We start from the raw sequence: 18,144 nt of genomic DNA, 5'->3' as shown, positions 1-18,144 counted from the left end.
GCGTGACCAGGTGGGATCTCTTCTGATCGAGCTCAGCGGCCGGGTCAGTCCTGGAGCCAGTCCCTGATCCGCTTCTCGCACTCGTCCACCGCCGCCAGCGAGCAGTGCTCCTCGCGGGTGTGGGCCAGGTTGGGGTCGCCCGGGCCGTAGTTGACGGCGGGGACGCCGAGCGCGGAGAAGCGGGCGACGTCGGTCCAGCCGAACTTGGCCTGCGGGGTGGCCCCGGTCGCGGCGATGAAGGCGGCGGCGGCCGGGTGCGACAGGCCCGGCAGCGCGCCGGGGGCGGAGTCGGTGACCACGACCTGGTAGCCGTCGAAGACCTCGCGGATGTGCGCCTCCGCCTGGGCCTCGCTGCGGTCCGGCGCGAAGCGGAAGTTGACGGTGACGGTGCAGGCGTCCGGGATGACGTTGCCGGCGACCCCGCCCTGGATGTTCACCGCGTTGAGGCCCTCGTGGTACTCCAGGCCGTCGATGTCCACCAGCCGCGGCACGTAGTCGGCCAGCCGCTGCAGGATCGGGGCGGCCTTGTGGATGGCGTTGTCGCCGAGCCAGCTGCGGGCCGAGTGGGACCGGTGCCCGGTGGTGCTGACGGTGGCCCGCATGGTGCCCTGGCAGCCGCCCTCGACCTGCGCGTTGCTCGGCTCCATCAGCACCGCGAAGTCCGCGGCGAGCCACTCGGGGTGGATCCTGGCCAGCCGTCCGAGGCCGTTGCGGGTCGCCTCGACCTCCTCGCAGTCGTAGAAGACGAAGGTGAGGTCGCGGTTGGGGTCCAGGACGGTGGCGGCGATCCGGAGCTGGACGGCGACGCCGGCCTTCATGTCGGAGGTGCCGCAGCCCCAGAGCAGGTCGCCGTCGACCCGGGAGGGCAGGTTGTCGGCGATCGGCACCGTGTCCAGGTGTCCGGCCAGGACCACCCGCTCGGAGCGGCCCAGGTCGGTCCGGGCGATCACGGCGTCGCCGTCGCGGTCCACGGTGAGGTGCGGCAGCGAGCGCAGCGCGGCCTCGACGGCGTCGGCGAGCAGCCGCTCGTCGCCGCTGACCGAGGGGATGTCGACCAGGGCGGCTGTGAGTTCACCCCCGCTCGCTGTGAGATCGAGGACGGGTACGGCGGCCGTGGCCGAGCTGTCGGCGGTACTGGAACCAGTCATGACCAGCCAGGTTACGGCCTGCCGAGCGGTCGGCGGGATCGATGCCGGGGAGAACCGGGCTCACGGCGGGGTCGTCACAGTCGGTAGGGTGCAGCGAACATGGCAAGGAGGAACAGCCGGGTGAGTCTGAAGTCGATGATGGACTCCGCCGAGACCGCGCCCACCGGGCGGCGGCGTCGGCGGTGGCTGGGCTGCCTGCCGTTCGTGCTGGTGCTGGCCATCGTGGTGGCGGTCGGCCTGTACCTGAACCGGCACCGCGACCTGCTGCCCATCCCGGTCGCCGAGGGCTGCGAGGTCGACAGCGTCGACGGCGTGGTCGACCTCTCGCTGGACCAGATGAGCAATGCCGGGACCATCGCGGCGGTGGCCATCTCCCGAAGACTTCCGGAACGCGCGGTGACGATCTCGCTGGCCACCGCCATGCAGGAGTCCAAGCTGCAGAACCTGACGGCCGGTGACCGCGACTCGATCGGCCTGTTCCAGCAGCGCCCCTCGCAGGGCTGGGGCACCCCGGCGCAGATCGGCGACCCGGTCTACGCGACCAACAAGTTCCTCGACAAGCTGGTGCAGATCCAGGGCTACGCGCAGCTGCCGCTGACCGTCGCCGCCCAGGACGTCCAGCACAGCGGCTACCCGGACGCCTACGCCACCCACGAGACCGATGCCAAGACCCTCTCCGGCGCCCTGACCGGGCGCGTCCCGGCGTCGCTGAACTGCACGGTGAACAGCGTGGGCGCGGCGGTCACCGGGCCGATCGGCGCGGACGGGCTGCAGCAGGGCGGCCGGGCGGTCTCGGCGAAGCTGAAGGACGACTTCGGCGCGACGGTGACGCCCAAGGCGGCGACCGCGGCGGGCTCCGCCGACGCGGCCGGTGGGTCGCCCTCGGCCTCCGCGTCCGCCGACTCCCAGGGCCTGGGACTGACCGTCGGGACCGGCAGCGGGACCACGGGGACGGCCCGCGGCTGGGCGGTGGCGCAGTGGGCGGTGGCGAACTGCCAGGACCTGCACATCACCTCCGTCTCCTACGGCGGCAAGGTCTGGCGCAGCTCCGACTCCACCAAGGGCTGGCAGGCCTCCGGCGCCGCGGCCGGCTCCGGCCCGGTGCGGATCAGCGTCGCGGCGAAGGATGCCGCGTCCTCGTCCCCGTCGAGTTAACGGCGGCCCACCGGGTTGACGCGCGGGGGTCTCGGACGGCCCAGCGCACGGCCGTCCTGCAAAGATTCTGTGTGCATCGGATCGGCCCTGGCGCAGCCTCGGAGAAGCCTTTCTTCCCGGGCGTGACACCGCGTCAAATTGTCCGAATATGAACCGAAAAAGATAATGCGATGTTTAGGAACTCTTTGCTGGCGTCGGCCGCAACCTTCTCGCTCCTCAGGCGGTAATCACCACGTCCGCCCGGCGGACTGGTTCAGTCCCCACCTCAACGAGGAGCACCATGTCTCTCCCCCTCTCGCGCCGGATCGTCACGGCCGCGTTCGTCGTCGCCGCCGGCGCCGTCCCCGCCCTCACCGCGGGTACCGCCTCCGCCGCGCCCGCGCTGCCCAGCGTCCCCGACCTGGGTGGGCTCAGCCAGCTCGACACCGGCGCCCTCGGCAGCGACGTCCAGTCCGCCAGCCACCAGGCCGGACAGCTCACCGGCTCCAGCGCGAGCAGCGCCGTCGCCCAGTCCGTCCCCACCGTCGCGGACGCGGCCGGTGCCGCCACCGCCAAGGCCCTTCCCGAGGCCAACCACATGCTCGGTGCCTCGGCGGGCCAGCTGGCCCAGGTGGCGGGCTCGACCGCCGGAGCGGCCGGCCCGCTGGCCGGTGCCGCCTCCGGCGCGACCCGCGCCGTGCCGGTCAGCGCCGCCCACCAGGCCGTCCCGGCCGTCGACACGGTCCAGTCCACGGCCTCCGGCGTCGCCCCGGCCGGCAACACCCCGGTGGCCGCCAACATCACCCCGAGCGCCCCGGCCCCGGCCGGCCCGCTCTCCTCGCTGCCGCTGGGCAACCTGCCGGTCAACAGCCTGCCGCTGGGCGCCGCGCAGTCCACCGTCGGCCAGGTCGCCGGGGCGGCCGCGCCGGCCGCCGGACAGCGCCTCGGCGGGCTGCCCGGTCTGGGCGACACCTCCGCCCTGGGCAACCTCACCCAGACCCTGCCGCTGGGCAGCCTGCCGGTCGGCTGACACCGGGTCAGCGGTTCCACCTGCGCGAGGGCCCCGAAGCAGCTGCTTCGGGGCCCTCGCGCACGGACATCGGCGGGGTGTCAGCCGCCGAGGCGCTGCACCGCCGCGCGGACCCGCTCGTCGGTCGCGGTGAACGCCACCCGCACGAACCGCGCGCCGGCGTCCCCGTAGAACTCGCCGGGAGCGACCAGCACGCCGTGCTTGGCCAGGTCGCCGACGGTGTCCCAGCAGGGCTCGTCGCGGGTCGCCCAGAGGTAGAGGCTGGCCTCGGAGTGCTCGATCCGGAAGCCGTTGGCCTCCAGCGCCCCGCGCAGCGCCTCGCGGCGGGCGGCGTAGCGGGCCCGCTGCTCGGTCACATGGGCGGTGTCGCCCAGCGCGGCGACCGTCGCCGCCTGCACCGGGGCGGGCACCATGAAGCCGCCGTGCTTCCTGATCTCCAGCAGCTCGCCCAGCACCGCCGGGTCCCCGACCAGGAACGCCGCCCGGTACCCGGCCAGGTTGGAGCGCTTGGACAGCGAGTGGACCGCCACCAGGCCGTCGTAGCTGCCGCCGCAGACGTCCGGGTGCAGCACCGACACCGGCTCCGCCTCCCAGCCCAGCTCCAGGTAGCACTCGTCGCTGACCAGCAGCACCCCGTGCTCCCTGGCCCAGGCCACAGTGCGGCGCAGCTCGTCGGCGGTCAGCACCCGGCCGGTGGGGTTGGACGGGGAGTTGAGCCACAGCAGCCTGAGGCCGTCCGGGTCCAGCTCCCAGGGGTCGTCGTAGACCACGTGGTCCGCCCCGGCCAGCCGCGCGCCGACCTCGTAGGTCGGATAGGCCAGCCGCGGGTAGGCCACCCGGTCCCCCGGGCCCAGGCCCAGCTGCGTCGGCAGCGAGGCGACCAGTTCCTTGGAACCGACCAGCGGCAGCACATGGCGGTGCGTCAGCCCGGTCGCGCCGAGCCGGCGCCCGCTCCAGCCGACCAGGGCGTCCCGCAGCGCGGGGGTGCCCCAGACGGTGGGGTAGCCGGGGCTGTCGGCGGCGTCCGTCAGGGCCTGCTGGACCAGTTGCGGGACGGGGTCCACCGGGGTGCCGACGGAGAGGTCGACGATGCCGTCCGGATGCGCGGAGGCGGTGGCCTTGTACGGCTCCAGACGGTCCCAGGGGAACTCGGGGAGCAGCTTGGACACGCGCCGCGCCTCCCACCAGGAAGCGGTGGAAGGCGCGGGGGCGGTGCTGTCATGCACGGTGTTCACTCGACTCTGCGCGTCACTGGTTCTGCGGCGGGAGGGCCGCGATGAACGGGTGGTCCTTCTCGATCAGGCCGAGCTTGGAGGCACCACCGGGCGAACCGAGGTCGTCGAAGAAGTCGACGTTCGCCTTGTAGTAGTCCTTCCACTCGTCCGGGGTGTCGTCCTCGTAGAAGATCGCCTCGACGGGGCAGACGGGCTCACAGGCTCCGCAGTCCACGCACTCGTCGGGGTGGATGTACAAGGACCTCTTGCCCTCGTAGATGCAGTCGACGGGGCATTCTTCGATGCACGCCTTGTCCTTCACGTCGACACAAGGCTGCGCGATGACGTAGGTCACGCTGACGTTCCTCCTCGTAGGGGCTGGCATTCGCGCAGGGGAGCGCGGCGTCGTCGATGCCCGCACCTAGTATCGCCGTTTCAGGACGGCGGTTGCACCGGAGGTGGCGGGTATGGCGGACAACACTATCGGACATGGACGGCTGGAGATCCACATCACCCCGTCTGACCTGGGGCGACGTATTTCGGTGCGGCGGATCTTGGGCAGTTCGGAGGGGCGCCCGGTGTTCGGCGACGTCGTCGGCGTGCTCACATCGTGGGACGCCGGGGTGCTGACGGTGCTGAACCGGGCCGGTGAAGCCGTCTCGATCATGGAGGAGACGCTGGTCGCGGGCAAGGCGGTGCCGCCGGCGCCGATCCGGAGGACGGCCGCGGCGCCGGAGGATCCGGGACCGGTCGCGCTGCAGCGGATCGCAGCCCGCGGCTGGCCGGCGGTGGAGACCGAGCCGCTGGGCGAGTGGGTGCTCAGGGCGTCCGACGGCTTCACCCGGCGCGGCAACTCGGTGCAGACCCTGGGCGATCCCGGGATGCCCCTGGACGCCGCCCTGGACCTGGTCCAGGACTGGTACGCGCGGCGCGGGCTGGCCGCGCACGTCGAGCTGACCACCCCGGGCTCCCCCGAGGGCCTGGCCAAGCTGCTGGCCGACCGCGGGGCGGCCGAGGCCGAGACGCTGGTGCGCACCGCGCCCCTGGCGGTGCTCGCCGGCAGCGGGACGGAGCCCTCGCGGGTGCGGCTGGCGCGGCGGGCCGACGCGGCCTGGATGTCGCGCTACCGGCGGATCGGCGGCGACCCGGCGCGGGAGCGCGCGGCGCAGCAGGTCATCCACGGCGGACCCTCGGTGTGGTTCGCCACGCTGGCCGTGCCGGGGCAGGAGGGTCCCGCCGCGATCGGACGGTGCGTCATCGACGGGGAGTGGGCCGGGTTCGGGGCCATCGAGGTGGTTCCGGAACTGCGCCGGCGCGGGCTCGCCTCCGAGCTGATGGCGGTGCTGGCGAGCCGCGCCGCCGAGGAGGGCGCCCGGGGCGCCTACCTCCAGGTCGAGGCGGGGAACACCCGCGCCGCCGCCCTCTACGACAAGCTGGGCTTCACCACCTCCTACCGCTACCACTACGCCCGCCTGGACTCGTAACCGTCCCGAGCCGAGGCGCGTCGACGCCTGATGCACCCTCAGGTCCACCGGTGCCGCATGCTGCGATCCCCCGGGGAGCGACCCCCCGGACCCCCACGCCGCCGTCCCCCGGGGTGCCGGCCCCGGCCCCTCGCGAAACCCGGGGGGCGTCAACGCCTGATATGCCCTCAGGTCCACCGGTGCCGCATAGAATCCCCCGCGATGACCGAGGACAGCAGAGAGCGGTTCGCCGCCGAGGCGAGAGGCGAGACGCCCGATCTCGCTCTGCTGTGCCTGCTGATGGGCTTCGAGACGGATCTCGATCCCGCCGACGGCGGGATCGACGCCTGTCTGGCGCCGGCCCGGCGCGCGCTGGACCGGCTCAGCGCGCTGGCCGCCGCGGCCTTCCGCACCGCGGACCACCCGTCCCCGGCCGATACCGCCGCGCTGCTGGCCGGCGCGCTGGCCGGCTCCGCGGACCTCCGCGGCGGCCCCGGGGTCTACAAGCGGCTGGAGTCCTCCCTGCTGCACCAGGTGCTGCGGCGCGGGCGCGGGCTGCCGATCACCGTCTCGATCGTCTGGATCACCGTCGCCCGGATGCTGGACCTGCCCGTCTACGGCGTCGCCCTGCCGGGCCACTTCGTGGTCGGCATCGGCGACCCGGACGGCGAGCACGTGCTGGCGGACCCCTTCCACGGCGGCCGGGTGCTCTCCTGGGAGGAGGCCGAGGAGATCGCCGAGGAGGGCGGCTACCCGCTGGACACCGCGCTGCTGCGCCCCGCCGAGCCGCTGGACATAGTGCTGCGCGTGCTGGGCAACATCCGGGCCTGGGCGGCGGCGCGGCCCGAGCACGCCCGGACCCAGCTCTGGGCCGCGGAACTGTCGCTGCTGCTGCCCCGGCATCCGGCCCAGCTCCGCCTGGAGCGCGCGGAACTGCTGGTCAAGACCGGACGGTTCGTGGAGGGCGCGGCGGAGATGGACTCCTACGCGGAGATCCTGGACGCCTTCGACCCGGAGTCGGCGAAACGGGTGCGGCTGGAGGCCCGGGCGGCCCGGTACCGGCTCAACTGACCGGCCTCGACTGACCGCCCGTCATCCCCGGCCCGGTCAGAGCCAGCCCTTCTCGCGGGCGATCCGGACCGCCTCGGTGCGGTTGCGGGCGCCGGTCTTCTGGATCGCGGCGGAGAGGTAGTTGCGGACAGTGCCCTCGGAGAGGTGCAGCTGCTGTGCGACCTCGGCGTTGGCGGAGCCGTCGGCCGCAGCGGCCAGCACGTCGCGCTCGCGGGAGGTGAGCGGGTTGGCGCCCTCGGCCAGGGCGGCCGCGGCGAGGGTGGGGTCGATCACCCGCTCGCCGCGCAGCACCCGGCGGACCGCCTCGGCCAGCTGGGACGCCGGGGCGTCCTTCACCAGGAAGGCGTCGGCGCCGGACTCCATGGCCCGGCGCAGGTAGCCGGGGCGTCCGAAGGTGGTCACGATCACGATCTTGGTGGCCGGGCGCTTGCGGCGCAGCAGCGCTGCGGCCTCGATACCGGTCAGGCCGGGCATCTCGATGTCCAGGATCGCCACCTCGACGTCATGGGCCACGGCGGCGTCCACCACCTCGTCCCCGCGTGACACCTGGGCGACGACGTCGATGTCGCCCTCCAGGCCGAGCAGCGCGGCAAGGGCTTCGCGGACCATGCCCTGGTCCTCGGCGAGGAGAATTCTGATCACTGCTGCACGGTACCGGGCACAGCCTCCTCGACGGGACCGGTTGCCGCACGCAGCGGCACGAAGGCGCGGACGGTGAAGCCGCGGCCGCGCTCGCCGGGGCCGGCCTCCAGCCGGCCGTCCGCGAGTGCCAGCCGCTCGGCCAGCCCGGTCAGACCGTTGCCGTGGCCGGCCTTCTTGGCACCGCCGCCGTCGTCGGCCACCTCCAGGCAGAGCGAACGGGTACCGCCCGGCTCCATGTGCTCGGACAGCCGGACGGTGCAGTGCAGGGCGCCGCTGTGCCGGACCACGTTGGTCACGGCCTCGCGCAGCGCCCAGCCGAGCGCGCCCTCCTCGTCCGGGCCGAGTCCGGGGTGCGGGTCGGCGATAGCCGGATCGGTGTCGGTCTGGATGTCGGCCGCGGTGAGCGCGGTCCGGGCCGCAGCGATCTCGACGGCCAGCTTGGGCCTGCGGTAGCCGCCGATGGCCTCCCGCACGTCGACCAGCGCCTGCCGGCTCACCTTCTCGATGTCGTCGACCTGGGCCCGGGCCTCGGCGTAGCGCTCCTGGTCCATGAAGCGGGAGGTCAGCTCGGACTTCAGGGTGATCAGCGAGAGCGAGTGGCCGAGCAGGTCGTGCAGGTCCCGGGCCATCCGCAGCCGCTCGTCGGAGGCGGCCAGGGCGGCGACGGCCTGCCGGGCCTCGCGCAGTTCCTGCATGGTGCGGACCAGCCGCTGCAGCCCGGTCATCGCGGCGCCGCCGAGGAAGGCGGAGAGGGTGATCGGGATCAGCGACCCGGCGTCGCTGTGCAGCGTCAGGCCGGTGACCACGACCAGCCCGGTGACCACGCCCACCCCGTAGATGGCGTACCGCTGCGGGAGGATCAGCCCGCCGCTGACGGCGGTGTAGCTGTACAGCGCCAGCCAGTTGTCACCCAGGGTGAAGCAGGTGACCATCGCGATCACCAGCATCGCCCCGAGCAGCCACCCGTAGAGCGGGCTCCACCGGCCGGCCCCGCCGCTGACCGAGCGGCGCAGCACCAGCAGGGCGTAGCAGCCGAGGAAGAGCACCAGCAGGATCCAGCCGGCGATCCGTGCGCCGGCCTGGTGCGGACCCGCGACCAGATCGCTGACCGGGTAGGCCAGGTAGATCATCCACAGGCTCATCCAGCAGAGCTTGACGAACTGCTGGCGCCGGTTCTCGGGCGGCTGCCCGATGCGTGGCGCTACCAAGTCGCTCATGGTCGTCCCTTCCGGACGGGAGGGCCGCCGGGGAGCGGAGGGCTCCCCGGCGGTTCGGAACGCTGACCGGCCGTCAGGCCTCCCTGCGGTCCCTGCGGTAAAGGAAGGATGCCAGCGCCGCGAAGGCGGCGGCGTAGGCGAGGATCGCGGTGAGTTCGCCGCCGCTCAGCGAGCCCCCGGTCTGGGCCACCCGGCCGAGCTGGTTGTACAGCGCCAGCGGGGTCCACTTGGCGAAGTTCGCCATCGACCCGGTGAACTGGAAGTAGGTGCCGCCGAGCATCAGCAGCGCCATGTAGACGATCATCACGATCGGCTGCAGCGAGTCGGGGCCGGCCGAGTAGCCGAGGGCCACGCCCAGGGCAGCGAAGACGAAGCCGCCGACCCAGAGCACCAGGCCGAGCAGCAACCAGTTGCCCGCGGCGAGCCGGACCCCCTCGGAGTAGCCGACCGCGAAGGTGATCACGATCGCCGGCAGGGTGGAGGCGGCGGTGGCGGCGATCTTCGCGACCACGTAGCCGTAGCCGGGCAGCGCGGTCAGCCGCAGCTGGCGGGCCCAGCCGCTCTTGCGCTCCAGGGCGATCCGGGTGGCGTTGGTGTTCATCGAGGCGGAGACGGTGCCCAGGGTCGCCATGGTGACCATGAAGTACGCCTTGACCGAGACGCCGCCGAGGGTGTCCACGCCGCTGTAGGCGCTGACCATCAGCAGGTACAGGCCGACCGGCATGACGATGGTGAAGACCAGGTACCGGCGGTTGCGGAGCACCCGGAGGATCTCCAGCCTGGTGAGCGTGATCATCGCGCGTTCTCCTCGGTCAGGTCCGCAGTGTTCCGGTCGGCGGCGTCCTGCTCGCCGGTGATGGTGATGAAGGCCTGCTCCAGGCCCACGCCGGTGACCTCCAGGCCGCGCGGGTAGAAGCCGGCCCGGTAGATCGCGGCGACGGCCGCGTCGGCGTCGCTGCTGTTGATCCGGACCGTGTGCCCGCTGACGTCCAGTGAGTTCACCCCGGGGACGGCATTGAGCAGCGACAGGTCCGCGCCGTCCTCCGGACGGAGGTCGAAGGAGATCTTGCGCAGCCCGGCCCTGGCCTTGATCTCGGCGGCGGTGCCGTCGGCGATCAGCCGGCCCTTGTGCACCACCAGCACCCGGTCGGCGATGGAGTCCGCCTCCTCCAGGTAGTGGGTGGCGAACAGCACCGTGCGTCCGGCGTCGGCCTGGGCCCGCATCACGGCCCAGAAGGCCTGCCGGGCCGAGACGTCCATTCCGGTGGTGGGCTCGTCCAGGACGATCAGGTCGCTGTCGCCGGCCGTGGCCAGGGCGAAGCGGACCCGCTGCTCCTGGCCGCCGGAGAGCTTGTCGACCATGCGGTCGGCCAGCTCGGTGATCCCGGCGGTCTTCAGCACGTCGTCCACGTCGTAGCCGCGGGGGTGGATGTCGCTGGCGAACTTGATCAGCTCGCGGACCTTCACGTCCGGCATCAGACCGCCGCTCTGCAGCATCACGCCGACCCGGCCGTCCAGGATCGCCTGGCGCGGGCTGCCGCCGAACAGGGTGACGCTGCCGGAGGTGGGTTCGCGCAGCCCCAGCAGCATGTCGATGCTGGTGGACTTGCCGGCCCCGTTGGGGCCGAGGAAGGCGACCGTCTCCCCCGGGTGCAGGGTGAGGCTGATGTCGTTGACCGCCCTCACCGTGCCGAAGTGCTTGCTGACCCCGCGGAAGGCCGCGACCTCCCCGGAGCCGCGACCCCTTCGGGCCTCCCCCGTGACCTGCTCTACGGACGTGCTCATCGCTTCGCCTGCTCCCTCGTCGACCTGCGGCTTCAGCTCTTCCTGCGGACATCCACAAGACTGGCGGAGCGGTCGGCGCGACGGCAGTGCAGCCGGTCCCGAACCCGGCATGACGGATGTCATGCCGGGTCTGCGGATCCCGCACGACCAGTGGCTACAGGCCCAGCGAGCGCTTCAGGAAGGCCACCTGGAGCAGCAGCAGGTTCTCCGCCACCTCCTCCTGCGGGGTCATGTGGGTGACCCCGGACAGCGGCAGCAGCTCGTGCGGGCGCCCGGCGGCCAGCAGCGCCGAGGAGAGCCGCAGGGTGTGCGCGACCACCACGTTGTCGTCGGCGAGGCCGTGGATCAGCTGCAGCGGGCGGGTCAGCCTCGGCGCGTCGGCGGTGAGCGAGTTGGCCGCGTACACCTCCGGGCGCTCGGCGGGGTGGCCGAGGTAGCGCTCGGTGTAGTGGGTGTCGTAGAGGCCCCACTCGGTGACCGGGGCCCCGGCGACGGCGGCGTGGAACACGTCGGGGCGGCGCAGCACGGCCAGTGCGGCCAGGTAGCCGCCGTAGGACCAGCCGCGGATGCCGACCCTGGTGAGGTCCAGCGGATGCTCCTCGGCGAGCGCCTGCAGGGCCTCCACCTGGTCGTCCAGGGTGGCGCCGGCGAAGTCGAAGGCGACGGCCTTCTCCCAGGCCGGGCTGCGCCCCGGGGTGCCCCGGCCGTCGGCGACCACCACCGCGAAGCCCTGGTCGGCGAACCACTGCGAGGTCAGATGCAGGTTCTGCGCGGCTGCCACCATCTGTCCGTGCGGCCCGCCGTAGGGGTTCATCAGCACCGGGAGCAGCCCGTCCCGCTCGCGGTCGTAGCCGGTGGGCAGCAGTACCGCGGCCGGGATGCGGCTCTTGCCGGCCAGGGTGAGCAGCGGCCGGGCGGTGATCACGGGGGTGTCGGCCAGGGACCCGACCGTGTGCACCGGGACGCCGTCGCGGTGCACCCGCACCAGGGTCCCGGGGCGGTCCAGGGCGGCGGACTGGACCACGGTGACGGCTCCGGCGCGGACCGCCGAGTAGCGGCCGGGTTCCGTGCCGACCCGGGTGACGCCGCTGCCGCCCGCGGCGTGGCCGACGGTGTACAGGTGTTCCTCGCCGATCTCCGGGTCGGTGGCCGCCTCCCCCGCCGAGGCGGTGAACAGCACGTCGTCGGCGCCGATCTCCAGGACCTCCCGGACCTGCAGTTCCGGGCCGGTGAGCCGGGTGTCGCCGACGACCAGGGCGCGGGCCCCGCCCTCGTCCGAGATCCGCACCAGCCGCCGGTCCGGGGTCCAGGCCGGGACCCCGGGGAAGAGCTCCAGCCAGGCCGGATCCTCCTCCCGCAGCAGCACCGTCGTCGCACCGGTCTCCGGGTCGACGGCCAGCGTGAGCTGGCTGCGCTGGTCCCGGGACTGGACCAGCAGCAGCGGCGGACCGCCCGCCGACCAGTGCACCCGGGCCAGGTAGGGGTGGGTCCCGCGGTCCCAGACCACCTCGACCCGGCCGCCGTCCAGGCTCAGCACGGCCAGGGTGACCTCGGCGTTCGGGCTGCCGGCCCGGGGGTAGGCGATCTCGCTCGCCGGGCGGTCCGGGTTGGCCGGGTCGGCGATCCACCAGCGCTGGACCGGGCCGGAGTCGACCCGGGCCGCCAGCAGCCGGTCGCTGTCCGGGGACCACCAGAAGCCGCGGCTGCGGTCCATCTCCTCCTGCGCGATGAACTCGGCCTGGCCCCAGGTCACCTCGCCGTCCTCGGCGCCGGACGGCCCGGCCAGCGCCCGGTCCCCGCTGCCGTCGGACCCGATCGCCCGCAGCTCGCCGGCGACGGTGGCATAGGCGATCTGGGCGCCGTCCGGCGAGGGGCGCGGGTCGAGCACCGAACCGTGCGCCCGCAACTCGGCCCACCCGTCGCCCGCCACCACCCTTGTCTGAGGCGCTTCGCGCCGCCCCTCCCCTGCCAGCAGATCGGCTGCGAACAGCCGTCCGGACAGGGCGAAGGCGGCCAGGGTGGCCTCGGCGTCGGTGGCGTAGCCGACGACCCCGGCCGAGCCCTCGCGGCTGCGCTCGCGCCGGGCCCGCTCCTCCGGGCTCAGCTCCTCCTCACCGCTGCCGAGCAGGGCGGACGGGTCGGCGACGATGCGCTCGAACGGAGTACTGCCGTCGGGAAGATCCACAACTTGGAGCAGGTTCGCCCGTTCGGACGCACCGGCGGAGCGCAGGAAGACGACCCTGCGGCCGTCCGGGGAGACGGTGAACGACCGTGGCGCGCCCAGGGTGAAGCGCAGGGTCCGCGAGTACTGGCGGGGGAAGGAGTTCTCCGGCGTCGTGTCCTGAGTGGTCATAGGCCGACCTTAGAGCCGCAGGCGGGCGCGCGGATCGTCCCCCGGGTGGGTCAAACCCGACCCGCCGTTCGCTCGCCCGTTCGGACGCCGGGGCGGGGCGGCACGCCCGCGACGCGTGCGCCCCGGTCGTGCACCGATGCTCCGGCATATGCATGATGACGGAAAGTGACCTCTCGGTCACTCTCTGGGTATCAACAAGCTGCGCTGCACAGAAGCTGCACTGCACACCCGCCCCCGACCGGTACGGCAGTCCCCGCCGTGCCGCTGCTGAGAGGTGAGTCGCGATGGTTCTGCCGATTTCCGCCGCCGTCCTGATGCTGGTCATTGTCATCCTGCTGGTCCGGCGCTCCGGACTGAAGCTCGTGCACGCCGTGGTCTGCGCCCTGCTGGGGTTCTACCTCGCCTCCACGTCCATCGCGCAGCCGATCCACACCCTGAGCACCAACGTCGCCGGGATGATCTCCGGGATCCGCCTCTGAGGTACCGGCCTCCGAGGGATCGCCCTCCGGGAGCCGAGGCTCCCTCGGGACCGCTGTCGGCCACTGCCCTTACGCTGGGCGCATGACCGACCCGACCGTCCCTCCTGCCTCCCCCTCGGCGGCGCGCCGGCTGCTGCTCGTCCACGCCCATCCGGACGACGAGAGCATCGGCAACGGGGCCACCATGGCCCGCTGTGCCGCCGAGGGCGCCCTGGTGACCCTGGTCACCTGCACCCTCGGCGAGGAGGGCGAGGTGATCGGCGACGAGCTGCGGCATCTCGCGGCTGACCGGGACGACACCCTGGGACAGCACCGCATCGGCGAGCTGGCCGCCGCGATGCGGGCGCTCGGGGTCACCGACCACCGGTTCCTGGGCGGCGCCGGCCGCTACCGGGACTCGGGAATGATGGGCGTCGCCGGCAACGAGCGCCCCGACTGCTTCTGGCAGGCCGACCTGGACGAGGCGGCGGGCCACCTGGTCGCGGTGATCCGCGAGACCAGGCCGCAGGTGCTGGTCACCTACGACGAGAACGGCGGCTACGGCCACCCCGACCACATCCAGGCGCACCGCACCGCGATGCGGGCCCAGGAGCTGGCCGCCGATCCTGGGTTCCGCCCCGAGCTGGGCCCGGCCCACGGCATCGACAAGGTCTACTGGAACTGCGTGCCGCTGTCGGTGATCGAGGACTTCTTCGAGTCGCTGCGCTCCCAGGGCCGCGACTTCCCGTTCCCCGGTGTCGCCGGCCCCGCCGACGTCCCCGGCGTGGTCCCGGACGAGCAGGTCACCGCAGTGGTGGACGGCAGCGCCTACGCCGACCGCAAGATCGCGGCGATGCGGGCCCACGCCACCCAGATCGCGGTGGACGGCCCCTTCTTCTCGCTCTCCAACGACCTCGGCCAGCCGGTGCCGACCATGGAGGCCTACCGGCTGGTCCGCGGCCAGGCCGGACCGCCCGGCGCGGACGGCCGCGAGGACGACCTCTTCGCCGGGATCGTCACGGCCGCCCAGCCCGCCTCTTCCGCTCCGTCCGCCCTGTCCGACGCCGTGAGGAACCCGACCCGATGAGCCGCCCCCAGGACCGAGCCCGCGCGACCGTTCCCGCGCCGCGCTCCTCCTCGCCCCGCCCAGTCCCGGACTCCGATGTGACGCTGGGACAGGGTGCCCGGATCACCGCCTATGTGCTGCTCACCGTGGCGGGGGTGGCCGTCGGCCTGGCCGGCTGCTTCGTCCAGGCGCTGTGGTTCCCCGGCGGCCTGCTGCTGGCACTGGGCGCCGCCTTCGCCCTCTTCCACGGCGGACGGACGCTGACCGGCACCCGGCTCGGCGCCGCGCTGCCGGCCGTCGGCTGGTTCGCGATGCTGCTGCTGGCGAACACCCAGCGCCCCGAGGGTGACTTCCTGCTGGCTGCGAACACCGGGTCGTACGTCTTCCTGCTCGGAGGGATGGCCCTGGCTGTGATCTGCGCCACGCTCCCCTCCCGAGCGGCGATGCGGGCCGTCCGGGACGCCGTCGGCCGCTGATCACTTCCGGCCAGGACACCGCAAAACCCGAAATTCGGTCGGCGTGTCAGAGTCACCTGCGGCCCAGTAAGGTGGTGGACCAACACACGGGGGGTGTTGCCGCCGGGGCGAAGGCGCCCGACGGCGGCAGACCCTCAAGGCGGTAGCCGACGGTCGATCCAGCACTGGACTCCTGACGCCCTGTCCGCCGGCGCGCACACGGCGCAAGACCGACGATCCACAACCGCACCACCGTCCCCACAGGCGGCGGAGCGAACCGGAGCAGACGCAGTGAGCCGAGAATCTGACAGTCCGTCGACCCCGCCCCGTCCTGGTCCGGATGCCTATCCGTCGGGCACTCCCCCGTACGGGGTCTCCAACGATCCCGCCTTCTCCCGGGCCGGGCAGCCCGGCGGCGCCCCGGGCGCGGACGCGGACGGGGCGCCGCCCGAGGAGCCCCTCACCGAGACGACCCTCACCACCCGCATCCGGATCAACATCCCCGGCTCCCGGCCCATCCCGCCGGTGGTCGTGCGCAGCCCGGTACCCGGCGCGGGCAAGGACCCGGCTACGGACGCCGAGGCGGATGCCGCCGCGGCGGGCGGCCCGCGGCACCGGTCCGTGAGCGCCAGTTCGCCGGTGCTGGGCGTGATGGAGGACCGCGGCGCCGCCGCCGCACCGATGCCCGACCTTCCGCCGGAGTGGCGCACCCAGGAGCCCGGGGCGACCCCGGCGGCGGGCGACCAGCCCGAGCCCCCGAGCACCTGGTTCGCTCCGCGCAAGAAGACCCCGTCGGCGACCGAGCCCGCGGCGGCCGCGCCGCAGGCCGCTCCCCCGGTGGCCCCGCCGACCCCGGCACCGGCACCAGCCCCGGCTCCGGCTGTCCCGCCGTTCGAACAGCCGGTCTACGAGCCGCCCGCGTACCAGCAGCCCGGCTACGCGGCGGCCCCGGAGGAGGAGACGCAGGCCGTCCCGCAGCTCGGCTACGAGCAGCCCGGCTACCAGCCGCAGACCCCCTACCAGCAGGCGCCGTACGAGCAGACGCCGTACGAGCAGTCCGGCTTCCAGCCGCAGGGCGGCTACCAGCAGGACCCCTACGGACAGCAGCAGCCCCGCTTCGAGCAGCCGGGCACGGCCTACCCGCAACCCGGCCTCGAACAGCCCGGATACGAGCAGCCCTACCAGGGCAGCCCGTACCAGCAGCCGGCCGGCCCGCTGGGCTCCGGCCCGCTGGGCTCCGGCCCGCAGCCGTCCGGCCGGCCGGCCGGGCTGAACGGCGGGTTGGCCGTCGGCGGACCCGACACCCAACAGCGCAACCGGCCGCCCCAGGAACCCCAGGGACCGGACCCCGACGCCACCGCGGCCATCCCGCTGTTCCGGGACCAGGCCCCGGGCGCGGTGGCGGCCTCAGCCGCCACCCAGGCGCCACCGGCGGCCCCCGCCGCACCGCTCCCGCAGCGCGCGCCCCGGCCCGCATCGGCGGGGACCCCCGCCGCGGCTCCCGCCGGACGGCAGCAGTCGCAGCAGACTCCGCCCCAGCAGCAGAGCCGGCCCCAGCAGCAGGAGTCGCAGGCGCAGCGCCGGACCGCGACCGCGCCGATCGGCGACGGCTTCGCCGGGGGCACCGGCGGCGCGGGTGCCCCGCCCCGCAAGGCCACCGAGGGCGACGCGCCGGCGGCGGCGACAGCGACGGCCTCCTCGGCCCGCAAGCCCGCCCGCTCCGGACGCAGCCGCAAGCTCCTGGTCACCGGCATAGGTCTGCTGGTGATGATCGTCGGGGTGGCCTACGGCGCCGGCCTGATGCTCGATCAGACCGACGTCCCCAAGGGCACCACGGTCCTCGGCCAGAACATCGGCGGCGACACCCGGGACGTCGCCGTGCACACCCTGGACGGGACCGTCGGCGTCCTCGCGGCCAAGCCGCTGACGCTGGTGATCGGCTCCAAGCAGGTCCAGCTCAGCCCCTCGGTGGCGGGGCTGACCATCGACACCACGGCCACAGTGCAGGCGGTCGCCCACCACAGCTACAACCCGGCCTCGGTGCTGCCCTCGCTGTTCGGCGGGGAGCACCCGGTCGCACCGGTGGTGAAGATCGACGACGACAAGCTGCGGTCGGCGCTCCAGCAGCTGGCCTCCACCGGCGGGGCCGGAGCCAAGGAGGGCAGCATCCGCTTCGACGCCGACGGGAACACCCAGATCACCGCACCGCAGTCCGGCCAGACCCTGAACGTCGACGCCGCGATGGCGCTGGTGCAGCAGGCCTACCGGAACCGTGCCGCCGGGATCCCGGACAAGCCGGTGACCGTCCCGGTGACGAACACTCAGCCGAAGGCTTCGGCGGCCCAGTTGAAGTCCGCGGCCGCCTCGATCGGCGCCTGGGCCGGGCAGCACAAGTTCACGGTGACCGTGCACGGGGTCTCCCAGCTGTTCGGCAACAAGACCTTCAGCTCCTCGCTCACCCTGCAGCCGGACGCGAGCGGCAAGGTGGTGCCGGTCTTCGACCTGACCAAGCTGCAGGACGCGATCGGCAGCACCTTCAACGGGCTGACCACCAAGCAGGGCTCCACGGTCACCACCAAGGACATCGCCACCGCGCTGACCCAGCTGCTCAGCAAGCCGGGCGGCGACCGGACAATCTCTCTGTAACCGACATTTCCCGCTCCCCCGCAGTGGCCGGTACCTGACCCCAGGCACCGGCCACTGCGGTGCTATGTCGGCCACGCTATTCCTTTGTGACAAGTGGGTTACACGGAGCCCGTGGGGTGGAAGAACTCTCGCGACCGGGCCGGTCGAATTGGTCTTCGACAATGAAATCCAGGGTTCAACTACCGCTTAACTTTGTCCTGCATGTCCGCTTTGAGGCTTAGATACATATATTGTGCCTATCGAGGCGATAGTTAGCTTGGGGGGCATTTCCCGTCCGCATTCCGGACAACTCTGCTCCAACTGTCGCTCTCAGCAAAACTGCATGCCACCCGCCCCAGTGGTGGCACTGTAATACCTGTAGGCCAGAGCATCTATTACCGACGTTTAGAGCGTTACCAATCTTTGATCAGCGCTCTGTCGACATGACCATCTCGTCCCATCAGGATGAGTCCTCAAGCCGTT

At 72.9% G+C, this 18,144-nt stretch carries 16 protein-coding genes; 8 read left to right on the top strand and 8 right to left on the bottom strand.

The window, feature by feature from the left end:
• Window positions 1-44: 44 nt before the first annotated feature.
• A complete protein-coding gene (gene dapE / locus ABUW04_RS30165) occupies window positions 45-1,148 on the bottom strand; it encodes a succinyl-diaminopimelate desuccinylase (RefSeq protein ID WP_380567614.1) in 1,104 nt (367 codons plus the stop codon).
• 120 nt (window positions 1,149-1,268) lie between these two features.
• Here dapE and ABUW04_RS30160 point away from each other — a divergent pair, with 120 nt between their 5' ends.
• Both ABUW04_RS30160 and ABUW04_RS30155 read left to right on the top strand, forming a co-directional pair.
• On the top strand, window positions 1,269-2,303 hold the full coding sequence (locus ABUW04_RS30160) for a hypothetical protein (RefSeq protein WP_380567613.1): 1,035 nt from the start codon (window positions 1,269-1,271) through the stop codon (window positions 2,301-2,303).
• Window positions 2,304-2,583: 280 nt separating this feature from the next.
• Window positions 2,584-3,312, top strand: coding sequence for a hypothetical protein (locus ABUW04_RS30155; protein WP_380567611.1), 729 nt, complete (start codon window positions 2,584-2,586; stop codon window positions 3,310-3,312).
• Between the two features lie 80 nt (window positions 3,313-3,392).
• Here the strand turns inward: ABUW04_RS30155 and dapC are convergent, their stop codons facing one another.
• Window positions 3,393-4,481: a succinyldiaminopimelate transaminase gene (dapC, locus tag ABUW04_RS30150; RefSeq protein ID WP_380567609.1), complete on the bottom strand. Its 1,089-nt coding sequence runs from the start codon at window positions 4,479-4,481 to the stop codon at window positions 3,393-3,395.
• Window positions 4,482-4,560: 79 nt separating this feature from the next.
• Complete coding sequence (gene fdxA, locus ABUW04_RS30145) at window positions 4,561-4,881, bottom strand: ferredoxin (protein WP_030257703.1); 321 nt, start codon at window positions 4,879-4,881, stop codon at window positions 4,561-4,563.
• Between the two features lie 112 nt (window positions 4,882-4,993).
• On the opposite strand from fdxA, the gene ABUW04_RS30140 reads away from it, so the two are divergent.
• Window positions 4,994-6,010 carry a GNAT family N-acetyltransferase gene (locus ABUW04_RS30140; RefSeq protein WP_380567607.1) on the top strand — a complete coding sequence of 339 codons (1,017 nt, stop codon included), beginning with the start codon at window positions 4,994-4,996 and terminating at the stop codon, window positions 6,008-6,010.
• A 201-nt stretch (window positions 6,011-6,211) separates the two neighbouring features.
• Entirely contained in the window at window positions 6,212-7,060 is an 849-nt protein-coding gene (locus ABUW04_RS30135) for a transglutaminase family protein (protein ID WP_030257706.1), read from the top strand.
• A 36-nt stretch (window positions 7,061-7,096) separates the two neighbouring features.
• Here the strand turns inward: ABUW04_RS30135 and ABUW04_RS30130 are convergent, their stop codons facing one another.
• The 5 genes from ABUW04_RS30130 to ABUW04_RS30110 form a co-directional block, all read right to left on the bottom strand.
• Entirely contained in the window at window positions 7,097-7,669 is a 573-nt protein-coding gene (locus ABUW04_RS30130) for a response regulator transcription factor (protein ID WP_051725717.1), read from the bottom strand.
• Between the two features lie 29 nt (window positions 7,670-7,698).
• A complete protein-coding gene (locus ABUW04_RS30125; RefSeq protein ID WP_380567605.1) occupies window positions 7,699-8,919 on the bottom strand; it encodes a sensor histidine kinase in 1,221 nt (406 codons plus the stop codon).
• A gap of 73 nt (window positions 8,920-8,992) precedes the next feature.
• Window positions 8,993-9,715 carry an ABC transporter permease gene (locus ABUW04_RS30120; RefSeq protein WP_380567603.1) on the bottom strand — a complete coding sequence of 241 codons (723 nt, stop codon included), beginning with the start codon at window positions 9,713-9,715 and terminating at the stop codon, window positions 8,993-8,995.
• Window positions 9,712-10,704 carry an ABC transporter ATP-binding protein gene (locus tag ABUW04_RS30115; RefSeq protein WP_380567601.1) on the bottom strand — a complete coding sequence of 331 codons (993 nt, stop codon included), beginning with the start codon at window positions 10,702-10,704 and terminating at the stop codon, window positions 9,712-9,714. The genes ABUW04_RS30120 and ABUW04_RS30115 overlap by 4 nt, the downstream gene beginning before the upstream one ends.
• A gap of 154 nt (window positions 10,705-10,858) precedes the next feature.
• Window positions 10,859-13,057 carry a S9 family peptidase gene (locus tag ABUW04_RS30110; RefSeq protein WP_380567599.1) on the bottom strand — a complete coding sequence of 733 codons (2,199 nt, stop codon included), beginning with the start codon at window positions 13,055-13,057 and terminating at the stop codon, window positions 10,859-10,861.
• Window positions 13,058-13,341: 284 nt separating this feature from the next.
• Here ABUW04_RS30110 and ABUW04_RS30105 point away from each other — a divergent pair, with 284 nt between their 5' ends.
• The 4 genes from ABUW04_RS30105 (at window position 13,342) to ABUW04_RS30090 (ending at window position 17,682) form a co-directional block, all read left to right on the top strand.
• Window positions 13,342-13,536 carry a hypothetical protein gene (locus ABUW04_RS30105; RefSeq protein WP_030257722.1) on the top strand — a complete coding sequence of 65 codons (195 nt, stop codon included), beginning with the start codon at window positions 13,342-13,344 and terminating at the stop codon, window positions 13,534-13,536.
• An 82-nt stretch (window positions 13,537-13,618) separates the two neighbouring features.
• Window positions 13,619-14,602 (top strand): N-acetyl-1-D-myo-inositol-2-amino-2-deoxy-alpha-D-glucopyranoside deacetylase, encoded by a 984-nt coding sequence (gene mshB, locus ABUW04_RS30100; RefSeq protein ID WP_380567597.1) that lies wholly within the window; start codon window positions 13,619-13,621, stop codon window positions 14,600-14,602.
• Complete coding sequence (locus ABUW04_RS30095) at window positions 14,599-15,057, top strand: DUF6113 family protein (RefSeq protein WP_380567595.1); 459 nt, start codon at window positions 14,599-14,601, stop codon at window positions 15,055-15,057. The genes mshB and ABUW04_RS30095 overlap by 4 nt, the downstream gene beginning before the upstream one ends.
• Before the next feature lie 270 nt (window positions 15,058-15,327).
• Window positions 15,328-17,682, top strand: a complete 2,355-nt coding sequence (locus tag ABUW04_RS30090) for a hypothetical protein (protein WP_380567593.1) — start codon at window positions 15,328-15,330, stop codon at window positions 17,680-17,682.
• Window positions 17,683-18,144 lie beyond the last annotated feature (462 nt).

The organism is Streptacidiphilus jeojiensis (genome assembly GCF_042510965.1).
GTDB classification, from domain to species: domain Bacteria; phylum Actinomycetota; class Actinomycetes; order Streptomycetales; family Streptomycetaceae; genus Streptacidiphilus; species Streptacidiphilus jeojiensis.
The sequence above is the reverse complement of the archived record's forward strand: the minus strand, read 5'-3'. Positions and strand labels throughout refer to the sequence as shown.